Below are 15332 nucleotides of genomic sequence, written 5' to 3'. Positions count from 1 at the left end.
ACCAGTCGGCCCGCCCCCGCGCCAAGCCTTTTCAGCCCCGGCCAGGCACCCCCAGCCCGTCCGGCGCTTGAGGACGAGGCCGTTCAGGCCGATCCCACAGCAACCCCCACCCACCCGCAGACAACCCACCCACCCCAGGGGGTCCAGGGGGCGGAGCCCCCTTGGCGGGGTCGAAGGGGCGGCAGCCCCTGGGGATGGGACGGGTAGGGGCGGCGGGGGCGAGAAACGGGGCCGGGGGCACCGTTACCGGTGTCGCATCTCGCGTGGGCTTGTTCCGTACCGCTGCCGAAACGCCGTGCTCATGGCGCTCGCCGAGGAGAACCCCGAGGCGTACGCAAGGTCGGTGATCGTCATGTGGGCGCAGTCCGCGCACTGGAGCCGGTCGCGGACAAGGCGGAGACGCTCCTCGCGGATCACGTCCCGCGGGGTGGTCCCGGCCCGCTGGAGGGCGAGTTGGACCTGGCGGAGGGACCAGCCGAGGGCGCGTGCCATGGACGTACCGGTGAGCGCGGGATCGGCGGCGTGGTCACGGACGTAGCGTCGGACCATGGCCTCGACCGAACCCAGCCGGCCCGGCCGCGTCGGGACGGTCGTCGCCGACCGCGAGCATGCACAGGAACTCGACAAGGCGGTCGGAGACGGCGTCGAACTGCGGATCGGTGAGGTGGTCGCGCTCCTCGTACAGGTCGTTCACCATGGACGCGACGACGCGCCCCAGCCCCTTCGTGAGATCGAGCCCGGCGGCGAGCGGCGTCTTGAGGCCCAGCCGGCCGTCGACCTCACGGGCCGGGATCGTCAGGACGAACGCCCGCGTGGCCCCGTCGTGGAGGCACTGGAAGGGCGCCCCGAAGGTGACCAGCGAGGCCGTCCCCGGCGTGCCCCGCGCCTCCTGACCGTCCTGCCGCAGCACGATCTCCCCGGCGAGGGGGAGCAATAAGCGGTAGTCCTCGTCGGGGTCCTGGACCACCTGGCGCGGACTGCGGCTGTACTCGATCTCGTCCGACCGGAACTTGACCAGCTGATAGCTGTCGGTGCGCTGACGGACGGTCTCACCACGGAAGTTGTCCGTGCGGGCGTATCGGAAACCCATCCGGGAGGCCTGGTACGACGTGATGTGCTCGGTCCAGAAATCGACCCGCTCACGCGGATCCACGTCACCTGTGCTCTGGGTCTCCACGATGTAGCTTCCCGCGGGCAACGGTCCCCCTCTGCTGCGACGGCCCCCGTCCGTCTGTGCTGGGCAGCCCTCAAGAACCCTGTGGCCGAGGGCAGTTGCCGGTCGTCACATTAGCGCGGCAAGCGGTTGCCGCGGGCGACGAACGGCGCATCCGGATGCGCCGGGTGACGCCTCACACTCTCAAACGCGCCCCACGCGCCACTTCTGCGCCCTACGATAATTTTTCTGCGCGTCACGGAAAGTGCCCGAGCCGCCACCCCGCTAGCGTCGGGCGATCCGTCGACTCACGCGCCGTCGGGACCCTGAGGACGACCGAGGGCGACTGAGGACGCTTCAGGAACGACGTGACGTAAGGACTTGTGGACTCCCATGACCGATCAGATACCGGAGGCGGTGTCCTGGGGGCTTGCCGCGGCCCTGTTGGTCACCGCCGTGCTTCTGGTGCGCCAGCACGGCATCACCCGCCGTCAGCGCAGTCGGAACGCCGACCTCGCCGACGGGCTGCGGTCGCGTGACGAGGAGCTGCGCCATCTGGTCTCGGTCCGGCTGCCGGCCCTCGCGGACGCCCCGTACCGGTCCGCTGTTCCCGGTGAGGGTCTGCTCGATTCCCGGCTCACGGACACGGAGTTCGCCAAGGGCCTCGACGATGTCCTGGCCCGCTTCTCCGGCGCGGTGGAGCACGCCCGGGCCCGCGCCGACCAGTCCGCCAAGGCCGCCCTGAAGGCCTCGATGCGCTCCATCCAGGCCCTCGCCAACGAGCAGCAGGTGTCCATCGCCGAGATGCAGGACCGGCACGACCACCCCGACGTGCTGCGCGACCTCCTCGAAATCGATCACACCAACGCCCAGTTCGGCCGCCGCGCGCAGGCCATCGCCGTGCTGTGCGGGTCCTGGCCGGGCCGCCAGCGCGCCACCTCCCCGCTCGTCGAGGTCGTCCGTGGAGCGACCTCCCGTATCCGCGACTACCGCCGTATCCGCGTCAACGGACAGGTGGACATCGCCGTCGAGAGCCGGGCGGTCGAGCCCGTCGTCCTCGCGGCCGCCGAACTCCTCGACAACGCGGCCCGCCACTCGCAGCCCAACACCTCCGTCGAGGTCACCGTCCAGGCGGTGCACAACGGGGCGTGCGTCGTCATCGACGACGCGGGTGTCGGCATGGACGGGCAGGCCGTGGAGCGCGCGAGTGAGCTGCTCACCGGACGGCGCACCGTCGACGTCACCCGCCTCGACGACCCGCCCCAGTTCGGCTTCGCCGTCATCGGGGTGCTCGCCCGGCGGTACGGGTTCAGCGTCTCCGTCGACACGCGTTCGCCGTACGGCGGTGTCCGCGCCGTGGTGCTCCTCCCGTCCGCCCTGCTCACCCACGCCGACACCACGGCAGCAGCGCCCCAACCCCCGGCACCGCGCCCGGCCGCCGACCTGGCCCCCGCGCCCCCGCTGGAGACGGCCCCGCGCCCCGCCGAGGCCGAGGGAACCACGCCCCGGGCCCCGCGCCCGGCCGCCGACCCGGCCTCGGCCCCCGCCCCTCCGTCCAAGACGCCCCCGCCGGAGACGCCCCCGCGCCCCGCCGAGGCCGAAGGCACCACCGTGGGCGGCCTGCCGAAGCGCCGCCGCCGTACCCCGGAGCCCAAGCCGGCCGCCGCACAGCAGGCGCCCCCCGAGGCCGACCGGGCCCCCGTCCGCTCGCCCGAGGAGAACGCCCGCCGTATGGGCGCGTTCGCGCGCGGCACCCGCTTCGGGCGGGAGGCGGGACGGACGGCGACCTCGTCCGACGCCGCCGGCTCCGAGGGTGCCGCACCCACGACCACCCCCCACGCAGACGAAGGGACCACCCACGCATGATCGAGCCCACGACCAACGAATTGGGCTGGATGCTCGACGAGGTGCTGAAGGTGCCGGAGGCCCGGCACGCGATCCTGCTCTCCGCCGACGGCATGCTCCGCGCCCACTCGGCGCACATCGACCGCGACGACGCCGAGCGCCTGGCCGCCGGGCTCTCCGGAGTGCAGTCGATCAGCCGCAGCACCGCCGAGTTCTGCGGCACCTCGAACACCCCATGGCGGCAGACGCTCATCGAATTCGCGCACGGGTACGTCTTCCTGGTCGCGGCCGGCGAGGGCGCCTACCTGGCGGTCTCCACCGGCGAGGAGGTGGACATGGAGGCCGTGACCTACCGCATGCACAAGCTGGTCGACCGTCTCGGCAAGGAGCTCACCAGCCCGGCCCGGCAAGGCACCGGCAGTCCGGCATGACGCCCCGGCCGCGCCCCGGAGAGCGGCTGGTGCGGGCGTACGTCGTCACCGACGGCCGCTCCCACCCGAGCCGCAACACCCTCGACCTGGTCACGCTGCTGATCGCCGCCGGTGATCTGCCGCCGACCGGGCTGAGCCCGGAGAAGCGCCGGGTGATTGAGTTGTGCCGGCCCGGCGCCCTCTCCGTCGCCGAGGTCGCGGGGCATCTGTCGCTGCCGGTCAGCGTCACCAAGGTGCTGGTCGCCGACCTCATGGACAGCGGTCACGTCGTCACCCGCGCCCCCTTCGTCCCGGCGGCGGAACTGTCCGACCTGCGCATCCTTGAGGAGGTCCTCGATGTGCTCCGCGCCCGCCTCTGAAGCACCGTCGGGCATCCATCTGCGGCCGGGCGTCCGTACCGCCGCCAAGCTGCTGGTCGTCGGGCACTTCGCGGTCGGCAAGACCACGTTCGTCGGCTCGCTCTCCGAGATCCGGCCGCTGCACACCGAGGAGGTCATGACCGAGGCGGGCGCCCTCGTCGACGACCTCGCCGGTACGAAGGACAAGACGACCACCACGGTCGCCCTGGACTTCGGCCGGCTCACCGTCAACGACGCCTTGGTGCTCTACCTGTTCGGCACCCCCGGCCAGCAGCGCTTCACCCAGCTGTGGCAGGACATGACCCGCGGCGCCCTCGGCGCACTGGTCCTCGCCGACACCCGGCGCCTGGACCACTCCTTCGACGTCATCGGCGTACTGGAGGAGCTGGGACTGCCGTACGCGGTCGCCGTCAACGACTTCGACGACGCGCCCGCGCACGGCCTCGACGAGGTGCGCGAGGCGCTGGACCTGCTGCCCGGGACCCCGCTCGTCCGCTGCGACGCCCGCGACCGGGTGTCGTCCACCCGGGCGCTGATCGCCCTCGTCGAGTATCTGATCGGCCGCACCCGCGAACTGGAGCACGCGTGACCTCCGACCCGTCCGCACCGCCCCCGGCCTGCCCGGCCCACCACTCCATGTACGGCCCCGAGTTCGCCGCCGACCCGGCCGCCTTCTACAAGGGCCTGCGCTCTGCCGGACCGACCGCCCCCGTCGAACTCGCCCCCGGCGTCCGGGCCACGCTCGTCACGTCGTACGACGCCGCCCTGCACGTCCTGCGCAGCCCCGAGGCCTTCTCCAAGGACCCGCGCCGCTGGCGGGACCTCGCCGACGGCACCGTGGCCCCGGACAACCCGGTCGTGCCGATGCTGATGTACCGGCCCAACGCCCTGTTCACCGACGGCGAGGAGCACCGGCGGCTGCGCGGTGCGATCACGGACAGCCTGGCCCTGGTGGAGCCCAGCACCCTGCGCGGCTATGTGGAACGCAGCGCCGACACGCTCATCGACCGGTTCGCGCCGACCGGGAAGGCGGATCTGCTCGGCGAATACGCGCAGGTACTGCCGCTGCTCGTCTTCAACCACCTCTTCGGCTGCCCGGCCGAGTACGGCATCCGGCTGGTCGAGGGCATGTCCGGGATCTTCGACGGGGTGGACGCGGAGCAGGCCAACGAACTGCTGACGACGACCCTGTTCGAGCTGGTCGGGCTGAAGCGGGAGCGGCCCGGACAGGACGTGACGTCATGGCTCACCGCGCATCCGGCGCGGCTCACGGACGAGGAGATGGTCCACACCCTCGTCCTTCTCATGGGCGCGGGCACCGAGCCCCAGCAGAACCTCATCGCAGGCGGCCTGCGGCTGCTGCTGTCCGACGACCGGTTCGCGGGCAGTCTGTCCGGCGGCAGCCTCCCCGTAGAGGACGCGCTCGACGAGGTGCTGTGGACCGACCCGCCGATGGCCAACTACGCCGTCCACTACCCGATGCACGACGTCGTGTACGAGGGCACGGTGCTCAGGGCGGGCGATCCCCTCGTCGTCTCGCTCGCCGCCGCCAACACGGACCCCGCCCTGACGACCGATCAGCGAACGGGCAACCGCGCCCACCTGGCGTGGAGCGCGGGCCCGCACAACTGCCCCGCCCAGAGCGAGGCCCGCCTGATCGCGGCCGCGGCCGTGGAGAAGCTCCTGGACCGCCTTCCCGACATCGAACTCGCCGTCCCAGTGGGCGAGTTGGAGTGGCGGCCGGGCCCCTTCCACCGGGCCCTCGCCACCCTGCCGGTGATCTTCCCGCCGACGGCGGCGACACCTCCGGCGCCTACGCGGCTCCCGGCCGAGTCGTCCGACCGGGGTCCGCGGCCCCCAACGCCCACGGTGGAGCCGCCGGCCCGCCCGAGGAGTGGGTGGGCAGGGCTGCTGGCTTGGTGGCGGGGTGAGTAGAGCCGCGCCCCTGCCGGGGCGCGGGGCTGTATCGATGTGCGGCTCCGCCGCGCGGGCGCGACCAGCCACACCCGACCCGCGGACTCGCCACCGCATTCCGCGGCAGTACCTGGAGCATCTCTCCCCGGCGGTCAGCCGATCCGCACGGGAAGCTGCCTGTGCCCGTTGGAGATGAATGACTCCACGTGCCCCAACTCCTTCTCGTCGGCGGCAAGTTCAAGCGAGGCAAACCGCTCGAACAACGCCGGAAGCGCAACCCTGGCCTCCATCCGCCCCAACGGCGCCCCAAGACAGAAGTGCACCCCGTGCCCAAAGGCGAGGTGCTCCTTGTCGGCCCGGGTGACGTCGAACCGGTCGGCATCGGAACCGTGCCGTTCGGGATCGCGCCCGGCGGCGGCATACGCGGCCAGGATCGCCTCACCCTCGCCGATCACGAGCCCCTCGGGCCCGCCGAACTCGACGAGGTTCAGGTCCTCCACGGCGTACCGCAGCGGCAGACTGGCCACCGGCGTCTCCACGCGCAGCGTCTCCTCGATGACGTCGTCCCAGGTGGCGCGGCCCTCCCGGACGTGCGCGAGCTGCTCCGGGTGGTTGAGCAGAGCGTGCACCGCGTTGTCGAGGAGGTTGACCGTGGTCTCGTGCCCGGCGCTGATCATCAGGACCAGGGTGTCGAGGAGCTCCTGCTCGCTGAGCCGGGTGTCGCCCTCCTCGTCGCGAGCCGCGATGAGGCCGGTGGTCAGGTCGTCTCCGGGCGACTCCCGCTTCATGGCGACGAGTTCACCGAGGACGGCGTACAACCGCTCGTAGGCGGCGTTCATCTCGCCCGGTTCGGCGGAGGTGTCGAAGACGCGGTCCACCAGCTGCCGCAGCTCCGGCCCCATCCTCTCGGGCACGCCGAACAGTTCGCTGATCACCCGGATCGGCAGCGGGTAGCAGAACTCCTCGCGCAGATCGACGAGTTGACCGCCCTTGCCCGCGGCATCGATCCCGTCGAGGAGTTCCTTGGTGATCTCCTCGATGCGGGGCTGGAGCGCGGCCGTACGGCGGGCGGTGAACGCCTTGGAGACCAGGGTGCGCAGACGTTTGTGGTCGCCGCCGTACGCGGTGAACATGTTCTGCACCGCGACCCAGGTGAACAGCGGCCATTCGGGGGTGATCTCCCCGTTCACGAACCGGGGCCAGTGCCGCCGTGCGTCCTTGGAGACCCGGGGATCGGTGAGCAGCCGCTTGAGCAGCTCGGGGCTGCTGACCGCCCATGCCTCGACGCTGCCCGGGAGTTCGACGCGGGTCACCGGACCCCTCGCGCGGATACGGGCGGCTTCGCCGTGGATGTCATGGCCGGTCGCGTCAATCACTAACGGGCTGGGGTGTCCCATGGGGTCTCCCTGGTATTCGATCGCCGGTACGGCGCGTCACGCTACGCCCCGGTACGGTTGCCCCGCGAGATCGCCCGGCACGCACTGCGCGCGGGCACAACTTCCCTGCGCGTCGCCACAAGTCGACGTACCGGTAACCCCATAGGCTCTGCCCACCCCGAGGGAAGAGCCGGTGAATGCGATGTCCGTGAGCAGGGTCCCGCGGTGGATGTCGTCCCACGGCCCTTCGGTCCGCACGCTCCCCGCCGGCCGCTGGTGGGACGCCGTACGCGTCCCCCTCGTCCTCGGCGACCAGGCCCTGGAGCGCCTCGGAGGCGAGAGCGGCGCCGTCATCAAGGACGGCTACGGCGGCATCCTCTACTGGCTGGTCCCGCCGGGCGACGCGGCAGGCTGGTGCGTGCCGGAGGTCCACGTCCTGGGCCCGGGCAGCCATGTGGCCGTCCCGCCGCTGTACCGCACCACCGGGCCGGGCCTCTACTGGTACGTCCCGCCGGCCCGCGGCCGTGAGTGGACCAGGCCCGCCCTCCTGCACGCCGCCCTCATCGCGGCGGCTCCCCAGCCCGCCTCCTGAACTCCCGCCGCCCACTTCCCGAACACTCCTGCCCCGGCCGAAGCTGAGCTCGGCCGGGGCAGGAGCCACGCGGAGGGGGGCGCGTGTTGGGGCACGCGTTCGCCGGACAGGCCCTCGTGAGGGTGCGCGTCACTGACCGGCGGTGGCCGGTGTCGGCTGTTCGCGACGGCGGAGGAGACGCCGCTTGCGGGGCTCCTGCTCCGGGAGCCAGCCGAAGGCCAGGCAGCTGCCCACGGCCCCCATCAGGAGGCCGATGATGAAGCCGCCCAGGTTGGAGGTGAGCCAGGTGCCCAGGGAGAGCAGGATGCCGAGGATGGAGTAGAACAGGCGCTGGGTGGGGTTGAAGAGGATCAGCAGACCGCAGACCAACATCAGGGAGGGCAGGAGGTAGCCCGCCAGGCCCTGCATGCCGATGTGCAGGATGACCGGAAGGGGTGCCTTCATGGTCACCAGGATCTCGGCGCCCCCCAGCACGAGCAGCAGCCCGCCCGCGAAGGGCCGGTGCCCTCTCCACCGCTTGAAACGCTCCCTCCGCTGTCCGGAGCGGTTCACTGCGGGCAGCCCTTGCTCCCGAACCTCATGTGCAGGTCGGGAAGCTTGAAGACGGCCGCGGTGGCGGCGTAGTTGTGCTGGTACAGGTCGGTGATGACGACCTCGTCCGCCTGCTGGCCGTAGACACCCGGGGAGCCCTGGATCGGGACCTTGTCGAAGGTGCTGGAGTCGCGGCCGATCTCGATGTTCTTGAACGCGGCGTCGCCCTTGATGTCGTCGGAGTCGATGGCCAGGTTCTTCACGCTCACCGGGGTGGACCCGCCGCCGGCGGTGAGGACGAGCTGGATGCCGCCGAGGTCGACGCTCTGGCAGAGGTTGGTCAGCTTGCCGTTCTTCACCACGGAGGTGACGACGAGTACCTGGCCGCCGGTGTCGCCTTCGTTGGGGCTGTTCTCGATCATGTGGTCCAGCGCGCCGAACTGTGCGAAGCCCTTTCCTTCGAGCTTGTCGGCGGTGACCACGAACGGCATGCCGGAGATGGCGAACTGGACACCCAGTGCGCCCTGGGCGGTGAGGATCATCAGACCGGCGGCAACCGCCGTCGCGGGCACCGCCATCACAGCGGCGCGGCGCAGACGGACCCGCCCGCGTCTTTCGGATCCTTCGGATCTTTCGGTGGTGGACGCCGTGGCGTCGGAGGACGAGGCCATGTGTGCTCCCTGACTTCCAAGTCATTGCAGTTGGGGCTTCATTGGCACGTTGCCCTGGCGCGGACAGCGATGCGACGCACGCCTCCGCGCACCTCCCGACGGGTGCAAGGACCTACTCGTTACGCCGCAGTAGCCTTCCAGGAAGTTACCGGGGGTTACATTCGAGGGTCAAGGTCCTTGTAACAAAGGGATGTTGGTTGTGGGTCACCTGTGAAGACATGAACATCTCTCACCTTTGACTTCTTGGCTCCAGGGCCGCCCAAATCCCCTCCGGGTGATCCTCAACTTCCCTATCACACCTTGACGTTGACTCTCCTCCAGGTCTACAACTCTCCCGGGTTCCCCAACGGATCCGTGGCGCCGGATCCTTCACGCAGCGTCTGTCACCGTCCCGAGCCCCTCGCCGTCGGCGAGGTGTGCGTGACACACACGAGCGCGCTGTGCGGGTCTGCCCAGCACCATCCCTCCGCGGCACCGGCACGGTCGCTTCCCCCTCCGGCCGTGACCGGTCGCCCGGCTGTCCGCTGCCGGTCCGGCACGTACGGAGAAGGCGTTCCGGGCCGGCAGCGGCGGCCGCGCCGTGCTGCCGAGTTCCCGATCTCGCGCGCGTCCGGTCATCCTTGCGTCCCCTCGCGCGCAACAACCCCGCACATCTCACTTCTGAGAAGAGGCACCCCCATGCGTACGCGATCCCTCCTTGCCCTCGCCGGAGTCACCGCCGCCCTCGCGGTCTCGGCCGTCAGCCCCGCCTCCGCCGCCGACACCGTGCTCACCACCGGCGGCGCCGGCGGAGACGCGGTCGCCGTCGGCGACGTCCTCACCGCCTCCCTCGCCGAGGGCACCGGCGCGACGCTCTACTCCAGCGCCACCGGCACCAGCGGCGTCACCTGCGCCGACTCGACCTTCACCGCCACCGTCACCGACAACCCGGCCGCGCCCGGCACGGCCACCGAGTCGGTCACCGCGCAGACCTTCGACAGTTGCACCAGCAATGTCTTCGGCGTGCTCGGCGTCACCAGCATCACCGTGAACAACCTGCCCTACACCACCACCGTGACCTCCGACGGCGACGTCACCGTCACCCCGGCGGCCGACTCGACCATCCGGACCACCGTCGTCCTGCGGACGTTGCTCGGCAGCATCAACTGCGTCTACGAGGCGCCCAGCCTGACCGGCACGTCGAGCAACGACGACAACAGCATCAACTTCACCAACCAGGAGTTCACCAGGGTCTCCGGCTCGTCCCTGTGCTTCAGCAACGGCTACTTCACGGCGAAGTACGCCCCGGTCGCCGACGAGACCCAGGGCGAGGCCACGGTCTTCGTCAACTGACGGGCTTCGTCAGCTGGTCAACTGACGGTCCTCGTCGACTGACGGGCTTCGTCAGCCGACGGCGCGGTGCCGGTTGCCCCCCGACCGGCCCCGACGCCGTAGCAACGTGAACGCGGCGCCCGCGGCGAGCAGCATCGCCGCGGCGCCGCCCGCGATCAGCAGGGGCGTGGACGGGCGGCCGCTGTCCTGGCTCGCCGTCAGGAGCGGGGCGGGCGAGCTGCTCCGCTCCTCCTCGGTGGCGGGGGAAGCGGTCCGTTCCTCGGCGGTGCGGGAGGAGGTCCGCTCCGGCGTGGGCCTCCGCGCCGCGGGCGAGGTATTGGCCTTCGCGGCACGGGCGGGAGTCCCGCTCGCGTCGGGGGTGGGCGCATCGGGTGTCGGATCGGCTGTCGGCTCAGCCGACGGGAACACCACGTCCGAGCACGAGTAGTACGTGTCCACCGTGCTGCTGTTCTGCCAGACCGTGTACAGCACATGGTGCCCCGACCGGCCGGACGGCAGCCGCGCCGTGAAGCGGTACGCGCCGTCCCGCAGCGGAGGGTCGGTGGCCTCGGCGAACGGCTGCGACGGAAGGGCGGACCAGGTGAGCGGCTGGGCGGGGTCGTAACCCGGCTTCGTCAGGTACAGCTTGAAGGTGCCGGTGTGCGGAATCGTCGTGCGGTACGTGACGTTCAGTGACGCGCCGGGGGAGAGGCTGGTCGAGGGCCAGTCGGCGCGGGCCAGGTCGAGGCCCCGGTAGGCCGGGAGTCCTCCGCTGCACAACTGCCCGTCCGGGACGGTCTGTCGGTCACGGCCGCCGACGCCCGCCACCCGGAGGTTGTCCCAGGCCGTGAAGGGCGCCCCGTTCGCGGCGATCGCCGCCCGGCAGGCCGCCGACTCCGCCCGGCTCCCGCCCTCGGGCGAACACGCCGAGACCCGGCTCACCGGATCGGTCGGCGCTCCATGGGCCCGGGCCGGAACGGCGGTCAGTGCCGTCAGGAGCAGTGGGGCCGCTACGACGACCGTGGCGGTGGTGGTGCGGCGGTCCATTCGGCGGTTCTCCTCGGCCATCGACGCCCGGGCGCGGTGCACGGTCTCCTACGCGCCACCGGAGCCGCCCGTTCAACGAGAAGAACGCGAAGAAGGCAACCGGAACCAAAAAGGACTCAACAAGGTCAAACATCGGACCTCAAGGGTGAGTTCCGGATCGGATCGAGGGTTTTCCCCGTATTCACCTGACCTGGCTTTGCCTATTGTTCCAGCCACAGCTGACCCACTGGTAACCCCGAGTCGGGTCGCTCGCGCCAGGCCGGCCGTCCCGCCACGCTCTTCGCCCCCCGCCGCTTCGACGACGAAGCGTTTCCCCGATGCTCCGCGCTGCCCGGAGCAGGCACGAAAGGCAAGCCCTTGCGTACCTACCCCTCCCGACCCTCGGCACGGAAACTGATATCCGTCGCCGCGGTCTCCGTCGCCCTGGTGGCCGGCATGACCACCTCGGTCGCCGTCGCCCAGGCCCCCGCGGCCACCCCCGCCGCCCAGGCCGATCCCGCCGTCGCCGGCACCGCCGAGGCCGCCCCCGGCGTCCCCGCCGAGCGTCTGATCGTCGGCTACAAGTCCGGTGCCGCCGAAGCCACATCGAACAAGGCCGCCAAGGCGGACGCCGAGGCCAAGGGCAAGGAGGCCGGCGAGAAGCTCGGCTTCCAGCGCCGCCTGGGCTCCGGTGCCGCCCTCGTCGGACTGAGCGAGACCGTCACCAAGACGGACGTCGCCGACGTCATCGCCGAGTACCAGGCCGACCCGCAGGTCGCGTACGTCGTACCGGACCGCCTGAACAAGCCGCTGGCGACCCCCAACGACACCGAGTACAGCAAGCAGTGGGACCTCTTCGAGTCCACGGCTGGCATGAACGTGCCAGACGCCTGGGATGTCACCACCGGCAGCGGCGTGACCGTCGCCGTCATCGACACCGGCTACGTCGCCCACTCCGACCTCGCCGCGAACATCGTCGGCGGCTACGACTTCATCGCCGACACCGCGGTCGCCAACGACGGCAACGGGCGGGACAGCAACCCGGCCGACCCGGGCGACTGGACAGTGGACAGGGAGTGCTCCAGCACCTGGGTGGGCCAGTCCTCCTCCTGGCACGGCACCCACGTCGCGGGCACTGTCGCCGCCGCCACCAACAACAGCAAGGGCATCGCGGGTATCGCGTACAACGCGAAGATCTCCCCGGTGCGCGTGCTGGGCAAGTGCGGCGGCTACGACTCCGACATCATCGACGCCATCACCTGGGCGTCCGGTGGCACGGTCTCCGGTGTTCCCGCCAACACCAACGTCGCCAAGGTCATCAACATGAGCCTCGGTGGCGGCGGCCGCTGCTCCACCGCGACCCAGAACGCGATCAACGCCGCCGTGAACCGCGGCACCACCGTCGTCGTCGCGGCGGGCAACAGCAACGCCAACGCGGCCAACTACTCGCCGGCCAGCTGCAACAACGTCATCAGCGTCGCCGCGACCAACCGCTCCGGCTCCCGGTCGTTCTACTCCAACTTCGGCTCGGTCGTCGACATCGCGGCCCCCGGCGGTGACACCCGTTCCGGCACGGCCAACGGCATCTACTCCACGCTGAACTCCGGCACCCAGGGCCCGTCGTCCGAGTCGTACGCCTACTACCAGGGCACCAGCATGGCCGCCCCGCACATCGCGGGCCTGGCCGCGCTGATGAAGTCGGTGAACTCCTCGCTCACCCCGGCGCAGATCGAGTCCGCGATCAAGACCAACTCGCGTGCTCTGCCCGGCAGCTGCTCCGGCGGCTGTGGTGCCGGCCTGGCGGACGCGGCCAAGACCGTGCAGGCGGTGAGCGGCGGCTCCGGCGACGGCTCCACGGGGGGCACCACCTTCACCTCCACCTCGGCCGTCTCCATCCCGGACAGCAGCTCGGCGATCGAGTCCTCCATCACCGTCAGCGGCCAGTCCGGCAACGCGCCCTCGAACCTCCAGGTCGGCGTGGACATCACCCACACCTACCGCGGTGACCTGGTCATCGACCTGGTCGCGCCGGACGGTTCGACGTACCGCCTGAAGTCCTCCAGCAACTCGGACTCCGCGAACAACGTCAACACCACCTACACGGTGAACGCCTCCAGCGAGGTCGCCAACGGCACCTGGAAGCTGCGCGTCCAGGACGTGTTCGCGCAGGACACCGGCACCCTCAACAGCTGGAAGCTCACCTTCTAGGCAACGGGGCGTCCAGTAGTACGACCGCGCCACCCCCCATGGCAGGCGGCCGGCCGATGCGAGCGGGCATCGGTCGGCCGCTAGCGTATGCGCATGCCAACAGAGTCGGCCCACGGGCCAGTTGAGGTGATCTGCCCGGGATGCGGCGCTTCGGGGGTGCGCACGGTCCCGGAGGCATGCGCGGATCCGGTGTCCGAGCGCGAAGGGCTGACCGACCGGCTGGCGATGACGCCGGAGGTGCCGGACAGGCTCGACAGCCTCATCCACTTCCTCGAAGGCATGGTGCTGGCCGGCCTGGGCGGCGCCCTCGCGTACAGCGGCGTCACGAACGGCGAGCCGCTCCACACGACCGGCGGATCGCTGCTCGCCGTACTGCTGTTCTTCGGCACGCTCTGGGTGATCCGCGGCGAGATACGCGAGCGCTCCGTCGTGGCCGTGGGCGAGGGGACCGCGGAGAAGCTCTGGCGCCCGGCGTACTACTGCCCCTCCTGCGCGTCGGTCTTCTGTCCCGGCGGCACCCCGTGGCAGGGTCTGCTGACGCCGGAGCAGTTCAAGCAGTACGTGTGGACCGAGGCCGGATTCGAGAAGCGTCTCGAAGCGAAGGTCAAGGACGTGGAACTGCCTCCCGGGACACCGACCCGCCCCGGAGGAAGCCCCAACCATGCCTGACGCCCCCGTGATCCACAGCGCCGACCCGGACTCCTTCCCGCACAGCGTCCTCGCCGAACGGCACCCCGCGCTCATCCGCAAGGTCCAGGACGCCTTTCCGTACGGCCCCGAACAGCGCCGCGCGCTGGACGCGTTGCTGAAGACCGCCACCGAGGGCGTCGTCGAACCGCCGGAGGCAGGCGACGAGTGGTGGGAGGCATGGGGCGTACGGCAGTACGTCGGCCGGTCCTGGTTCGAGGTGCCCTTCCTCTGGTCCGAGAGCTACTTCTACCGTCGGCTCCTCGACGCCGTCGGATACTTCGGGCCCGGTGCCTGGCGGGGCGTCGATCCGTTCCGGCCCTTCAAGCTCGCGGAACTCGACACTGGCGAAGCGGCGGACGAACTGGCCGCGCTCGACCGGCTCGCCGACCTCCCGGAAGCGGAACAGCGGCAGGCCCTGCTGCACGGCTCCCTGTGGGGCAACCGGGCGGACCTCGGCTTCCGCATCCAGGCCGGGGCGGACGGCGAGAGGTCCGCCGCCTCCGCGCTGCTCGCGGACGACAGCGAGACGCTGTGGACCCTGCTGACCGGCGGCGCCCTCGTCCTCGTCGCCGACAACGCGGGCCGCGAACTCGTCCCCGACCTGCTCCTCCTCGACCACCTCCTCCGGCACGGCCGCATCGACCGGGCCGTCCTGCACGTGAAGCCGTACCCGTACTACGTCTCCGACGCCATCACCGCCGATGTCGTCGACGCCGTACGCCATGTGGCCGCCGTACGCGCGGACGTGGGCCGGAGCCTGTGGTCGGCGATGGCCGACGGCCGGCTCGTGCTCCGCGCCCACCCCTTCTCCTGTGCGCCACTGCCGTACGCGGACATGCCGGACGACCTGCGCGAGGAGTTCACGGCGGCCGACATGACGATCCTGAAGGGCGACCTCAACTACCGCCGCCTGGTGGGGGACCGGCTCTGGCCGCCCACCACGCCGTTCGCCTCCGTGACGGACTACTTCCCCGGCCCGGTGGCCGCCCTGCGCACCCTCAAGTCCGATGTGATCGCCGGCCTCGACGCGCCCACGGAGGCGGCACTCGTCGCCGCGGAGGAACAGCGCTGGCGGACGAGCGGCACGCACGCGGTGATCCAGGTCCGGCCCTGAGGCCGGCGTACGCCGAGCGCTGCCTCCGGCGGGGCTGGGGGCTGAGGGGTTCCTTCCTCCCGGCCGCCGCCCCTGCCTGTACGCCTCGCTGCCCGTATGTCTCGCGGTCAT

The 15332-nt window shown here is 71.0% G+C and carries 16 protein-coding genes; 10 read left to right on the top strand and 6 right to left on the bottom strand.

Going from position 1 to position 15332, the window contains the following annotated elements:
- Positions 1–243: 243 nt before the first annotated feature.
- Together ACWD3C_RS33780 and ACWD3C_RS33775 are read right to left on the bottom strand one after the other, a co-directional pair.
- A complete protein-coding gene (locus tag ACWD3C_RS33780) occupies positions 244–549 on the bottom strand; it encodes a helix-turn-helix transcriptional regulator (protein WP_451149978.1) in 306 nt (101 codons plus the stop codon).
- Complete coding sequence (locus tag ACWD3C_RS33775) at positions 527–1177, bottom strand: AraC-like ligand-binding domain-containing protein (RefSeq protein WP_451149977.1); 651 nt, start codon at positions 1175–1177, stop codon at positions 527–529. The genes ACWD3C_RS33780 and ACWD3C_RS33775 overlap by 23 nt, the downstream gene beginning before the upstream one ends.
- Before the next feature lie 369 nt (positions 1178–1546).
- On the opposite strand from ACWD3C_RS33775, the gene ACWD3C_RS33770 reads away from it, so the two are divergent.
- Genes ACWD3C_RS33770 through ACWD3C_RS33750 form a run of 5 tightly spaced genes read left to right on the top strand, consistent with a single transcriptional unit; the run spans position 1547 to position 5723 of the window.
- A complete protein-coding gene (locus tag ACWD3C_RS33770) occupies positions 1547–3019 on the top strand; it encodes an ATP-binding protein (protein WP_451149976.1) in 1473 nt (490 codons plus the stop codon).
- Complete coding sequence (locus ACWD3C_RS33765) at positions 3016–3429, top strand: roadblock/LC7 domain-containing protein (protein ID WP_451149975.1); 414 nt, start codon at positions 3016–3018, stop codon at positions 3427–3429. Before ACWD3C_RS33770 ends, ACWD3C_RS33765 begins: the two co-directional genes overlap by 4 nt.
- On the top strand, positions 3426–3788 hold the full coding sequence (locus ACWD3C_RS33760; RefSeq protein ID WP_451149974.1) for a DUF742 domain-containing protein: 363 nt from the start codon (positions 3426–3428) through the stop codon (positions 3786–3788). Before ACWD3C_RS33765 ends, ACWD3C_RS33760 begins: the two co-directional genes overlap by 4 nt.
- Positions 3766–4377, top strand: a complete 612-nt coding sequence (locus ACWD3C_RS33755) for a GTP-binding protein (protein WP_451149973.1) — start codon at positions 3766–3768, stop codon at positions 4375–4377. The genes ACWD3C_RS33760 and ACWD3C_RS33755 overlap by 23 nt, the downstream gene beginning before the upstream one ends.
- A gap of 47 nt (positions 4378–4424) precedes the next feature.
- Positions 4425–5723, top strand: a complete 1299-nt coding sequence (locus tag ACWD3C_RS33750) for a cytochrome P450 (protein WP_451149982.1) — start codon at positions 4425–4427, stop codon at positions 5721–5723.
- A 131-nt stretch (positions 5724–5854) separates the two neighbouring features.
- On the opposite strand, the gene ACWD3C_RS33745 is transcribed toward ACWD3C_RS33750, so the two are convergent.
- Entirely contained in the window at positions 5855–7099 is a 1245-nt protein-coding gene (locus tag ACWD3C_RS33745) for a cytochrome P450 family protein (RefSeq protein ID WP_451149972.1), read from the bottom strand.
- A 181-nt stretch (positions 7100–7280) separates the two neighbouring features.
- On the opposite strand from ACWD3C_RS33745, the gene ACWD3C_RS33740 reads away from it, so the two are divergent.
- The gene (locus tag ACWD3C_RS33740) at positions 7281–7670 is read left to right on the top strand and encodes a hypothetical protein (protein ID WP_451149971.1); all 390 of its coding nucleotides are present in this window, start codon (positions 7281–7283) and stop codon (positions 7668–7670) included.
- A 129-nt stretch (positions 7671–7799) separates the two neighbouring features.
- On the opposite strand, the gene ACWD3C_RS33735 is transcribed toward ACWD3C_RS33740, so the two are convergent.
- Together ACWD3C_RS33735 and ACWD3C_RS33730 are read right to left on the bottom strand one after the other, a co-directional pair.
- The gene (locus ACWD3C_RS33735) at positions 7800–8231 is read right to left on the bottom strand and encodes a DUF6114 domain-containing protein (protein ID WP_451149981.1); all 432 of its coding nucleotides are present in this window, start codon (positions 8229–8231) and stop codon (positions 7800–7802) included.
- Positions 8219–8872 (bottom strand): DUF6230 family protein, encoded by a 654-nt coding sequence (locus ACWD3C_RS33730; protein ID WP_451149970.1) that lies wholly within the window; start codon positions 8870–8872, stop codon positions 8219–8221. Before ACWD3C_RS33730 ends, ACWD3C_RS33735 begins: the two co-directional genes overlap by 13 nt.
- 678 nt (positions 8873–9550) lie before the next feature.
- On the opposite strand from ACWD3C_RS33730, the gene ACWD3C_RS33725 reads away from it, so the two are divergent.
- On the top strand, positions 9551–10204 hold the full coding sequence (locus ACWD3C_RS33725) for a Tat pathway signal sequence domain protein (RefSeq protein ID WP_451149969.1): 654 nt from the start codon (positions 9551–9553) through the stop codon (positions 10202–10204).
- 51 nt (positions 10205–10255) lie between these two features.
- Here ACWD3C_RS33725 and ACWD3C_RS33720 read toward each other — a convergent pair whose 3' ends face one another.
- Complete coding sequence (locus ACWD3C_RS33720; RefSeq protein WP_451149968.1) at positions 10256–11230, bottom strand: lytic polysaccharide monooxygenase; 975 nt, start codon at positions 11228–11230, stop codon at positions 10256–10258.
- 435 nt (positions 11231–11665) lie between these two features.
- On the opposite strand from ACWD3C_RS33720, the gene ACWD3C_RS33715 reads away from it, so the two are divergent.
- From ACWD3C_RS33715 to ACWD3C_RS33705, 3 genes are all read left to right on the top strand, one after another.
- Entirely contained in the window at positions 11666–13417 is a 1752-nt protein-coding gene (locus ACWD3C_RS33715; protein WP_451149980.1) for a S8 family peptidase, read from the top strand.
- A gap of 93 nt (positions 13418–13510) precedes the next feature.
- Positions 13511–14086: a hypothetical protein gene (locus tag ACWD3C_RS33710; protein WP_451149967.1), complete on the top strand. Its 576-nt coding sequence runs from the start codon at positions 13511–13513 to the stop codon at positions 14084–14086.
- Positions 14079–15221, top strand: coding sequence for a damage-control phosphatase ARMT1 family protein (locus tag ACWD3C_RS33705; protein ID WP_451149966.1), 1143 nt, complete (start codon positions 14079–14081; stop codon positions 15219–15221). The genes ACWD3C_RS33710 and ACWD3C_RS33705 overlap by 8 nt, the downstream gene beginning before the upstream one ends.
- Positions 15222–15332: the final 111 nt, after the last annotated feature.

The sequence above is a fragment of the Streptomyces sp. NPDC002845 genome (assembly GCF_053591955.1).
The sequence above is the reverse complement of the archived record's forward strand: the minus strand, read 5'-3'. Positions and strand labels throughout refer to the sequence as shown.

What these genes read in the sequence shown, in the direction of transcription:
- ACWD3C_RS33780 (WP_451149978.1), bottom strand. Translation starts at nt 549, where the DNA reads ATGGTCCGACGCTACGTCCGTGACCACGCCGCCGATCCCGCGCTCACC.
- ACWD3C_RS33770 (WP_451149976.1), top strand. Translation starts at nt 1,547, where the DNA reads ATGACCGATCAGATACCGGAGGCGGTGTCCTGGGGGCTTGCCGCGGCC.
- ACWD3C_RS33765 (WP_451149975.1), top strand. Translation starts at nt 3,016, where the DNA reads ATGATCGAGCCCACGACCAACGAATTGGGCTGGATGCTCGACGAGGTG.
- ACWD3C_RS33760 (WP_451149974.1), top strand. Translation starts at nt 3,426, where the DNA reads ATGACGCCCCGGCCGCGCCCCGGAGAGCGGCTGGTGCGGGCGTACGTC.
- ACWD3C_RS33755 (WP_451149973.1), top strand. Translation starts at nt 3,766, where the DNA reads ATGTGCTCCGCGCCCGCCTCTGAAGCACCGTCGGGCATCCATCTGCGG.
- ACWD3C_RS33750 (WP_451149982.1), top strand. Translation starts at nt 4,425, where the DNA reads ATGTACGGCCCCGAGTTCGCCGCCGACCCGGCCGCCTTCTACAAGGGC.
- ACWD3C_RS33745 (WP_451149972.1), bottom strand. Translation starts at nt 7,099, where the DNA reads ATGGGACACCCCAGCCCGTTAGTGATTGACGCGACCGGCCATGACATC.
- ACWD3C_RS33740 (WP_451149971.1), top strand. Translation starts at nt 7,281, where the DNA reads ATGTCCGTGAGCAGGGTCCCGCGGTGGATGTCGTCCCACGGCCCTTCG.
- ACWD3C_RS33730 (WP_451149970.1), bottom strand. Translation starts at nt 8,872, where the DNA reads ATGGCCTCGTCCTCCGACGCCACGGCGTCCACCACCGAAAGATCCGAA.
- ACWD3C_RS33725 (WP_451149969.1), top strand. Translation starts at nt 9,551, where the DNA reads ATGCGTACGCGATCCCTCCTTGCCCTCGCCGGAGTCACCGCCGCCCTC.
- ACWD3C_RS33720 (WP_451149968.1), bottom strand. Translation starts at nt 11,230, where the DNA reads ATGGACCGCCGCACCACCACCGCCACGGTCGTCGTAGCGGCCCCACTG.
- ACWD3C_RS33715 (WP_451149980.1), top strand. Translation starts at nt 11,666, where the DNA reads ATGACCACCTCGGTCGCCGTCGCCCAGGCCCCCGCGGCCACCCCCGCC.
- ACWD3C_RS33710 (WP_451149967.1), top strand. Translation starts at nt 13,511, where the DNA reads ATGCCAACAGAGTCGGCCCACGGGCCAGTTGAGGTGATCTGCCCGGGA.
- ACWD3C_RS33705 (WP_451149966.1), top strand. Translation starts at nt 14,079, where the DNA reads ATGCCTGACGCCCCCGTGATCCACAGCGCCGACCCGGACTCCTTCCCG.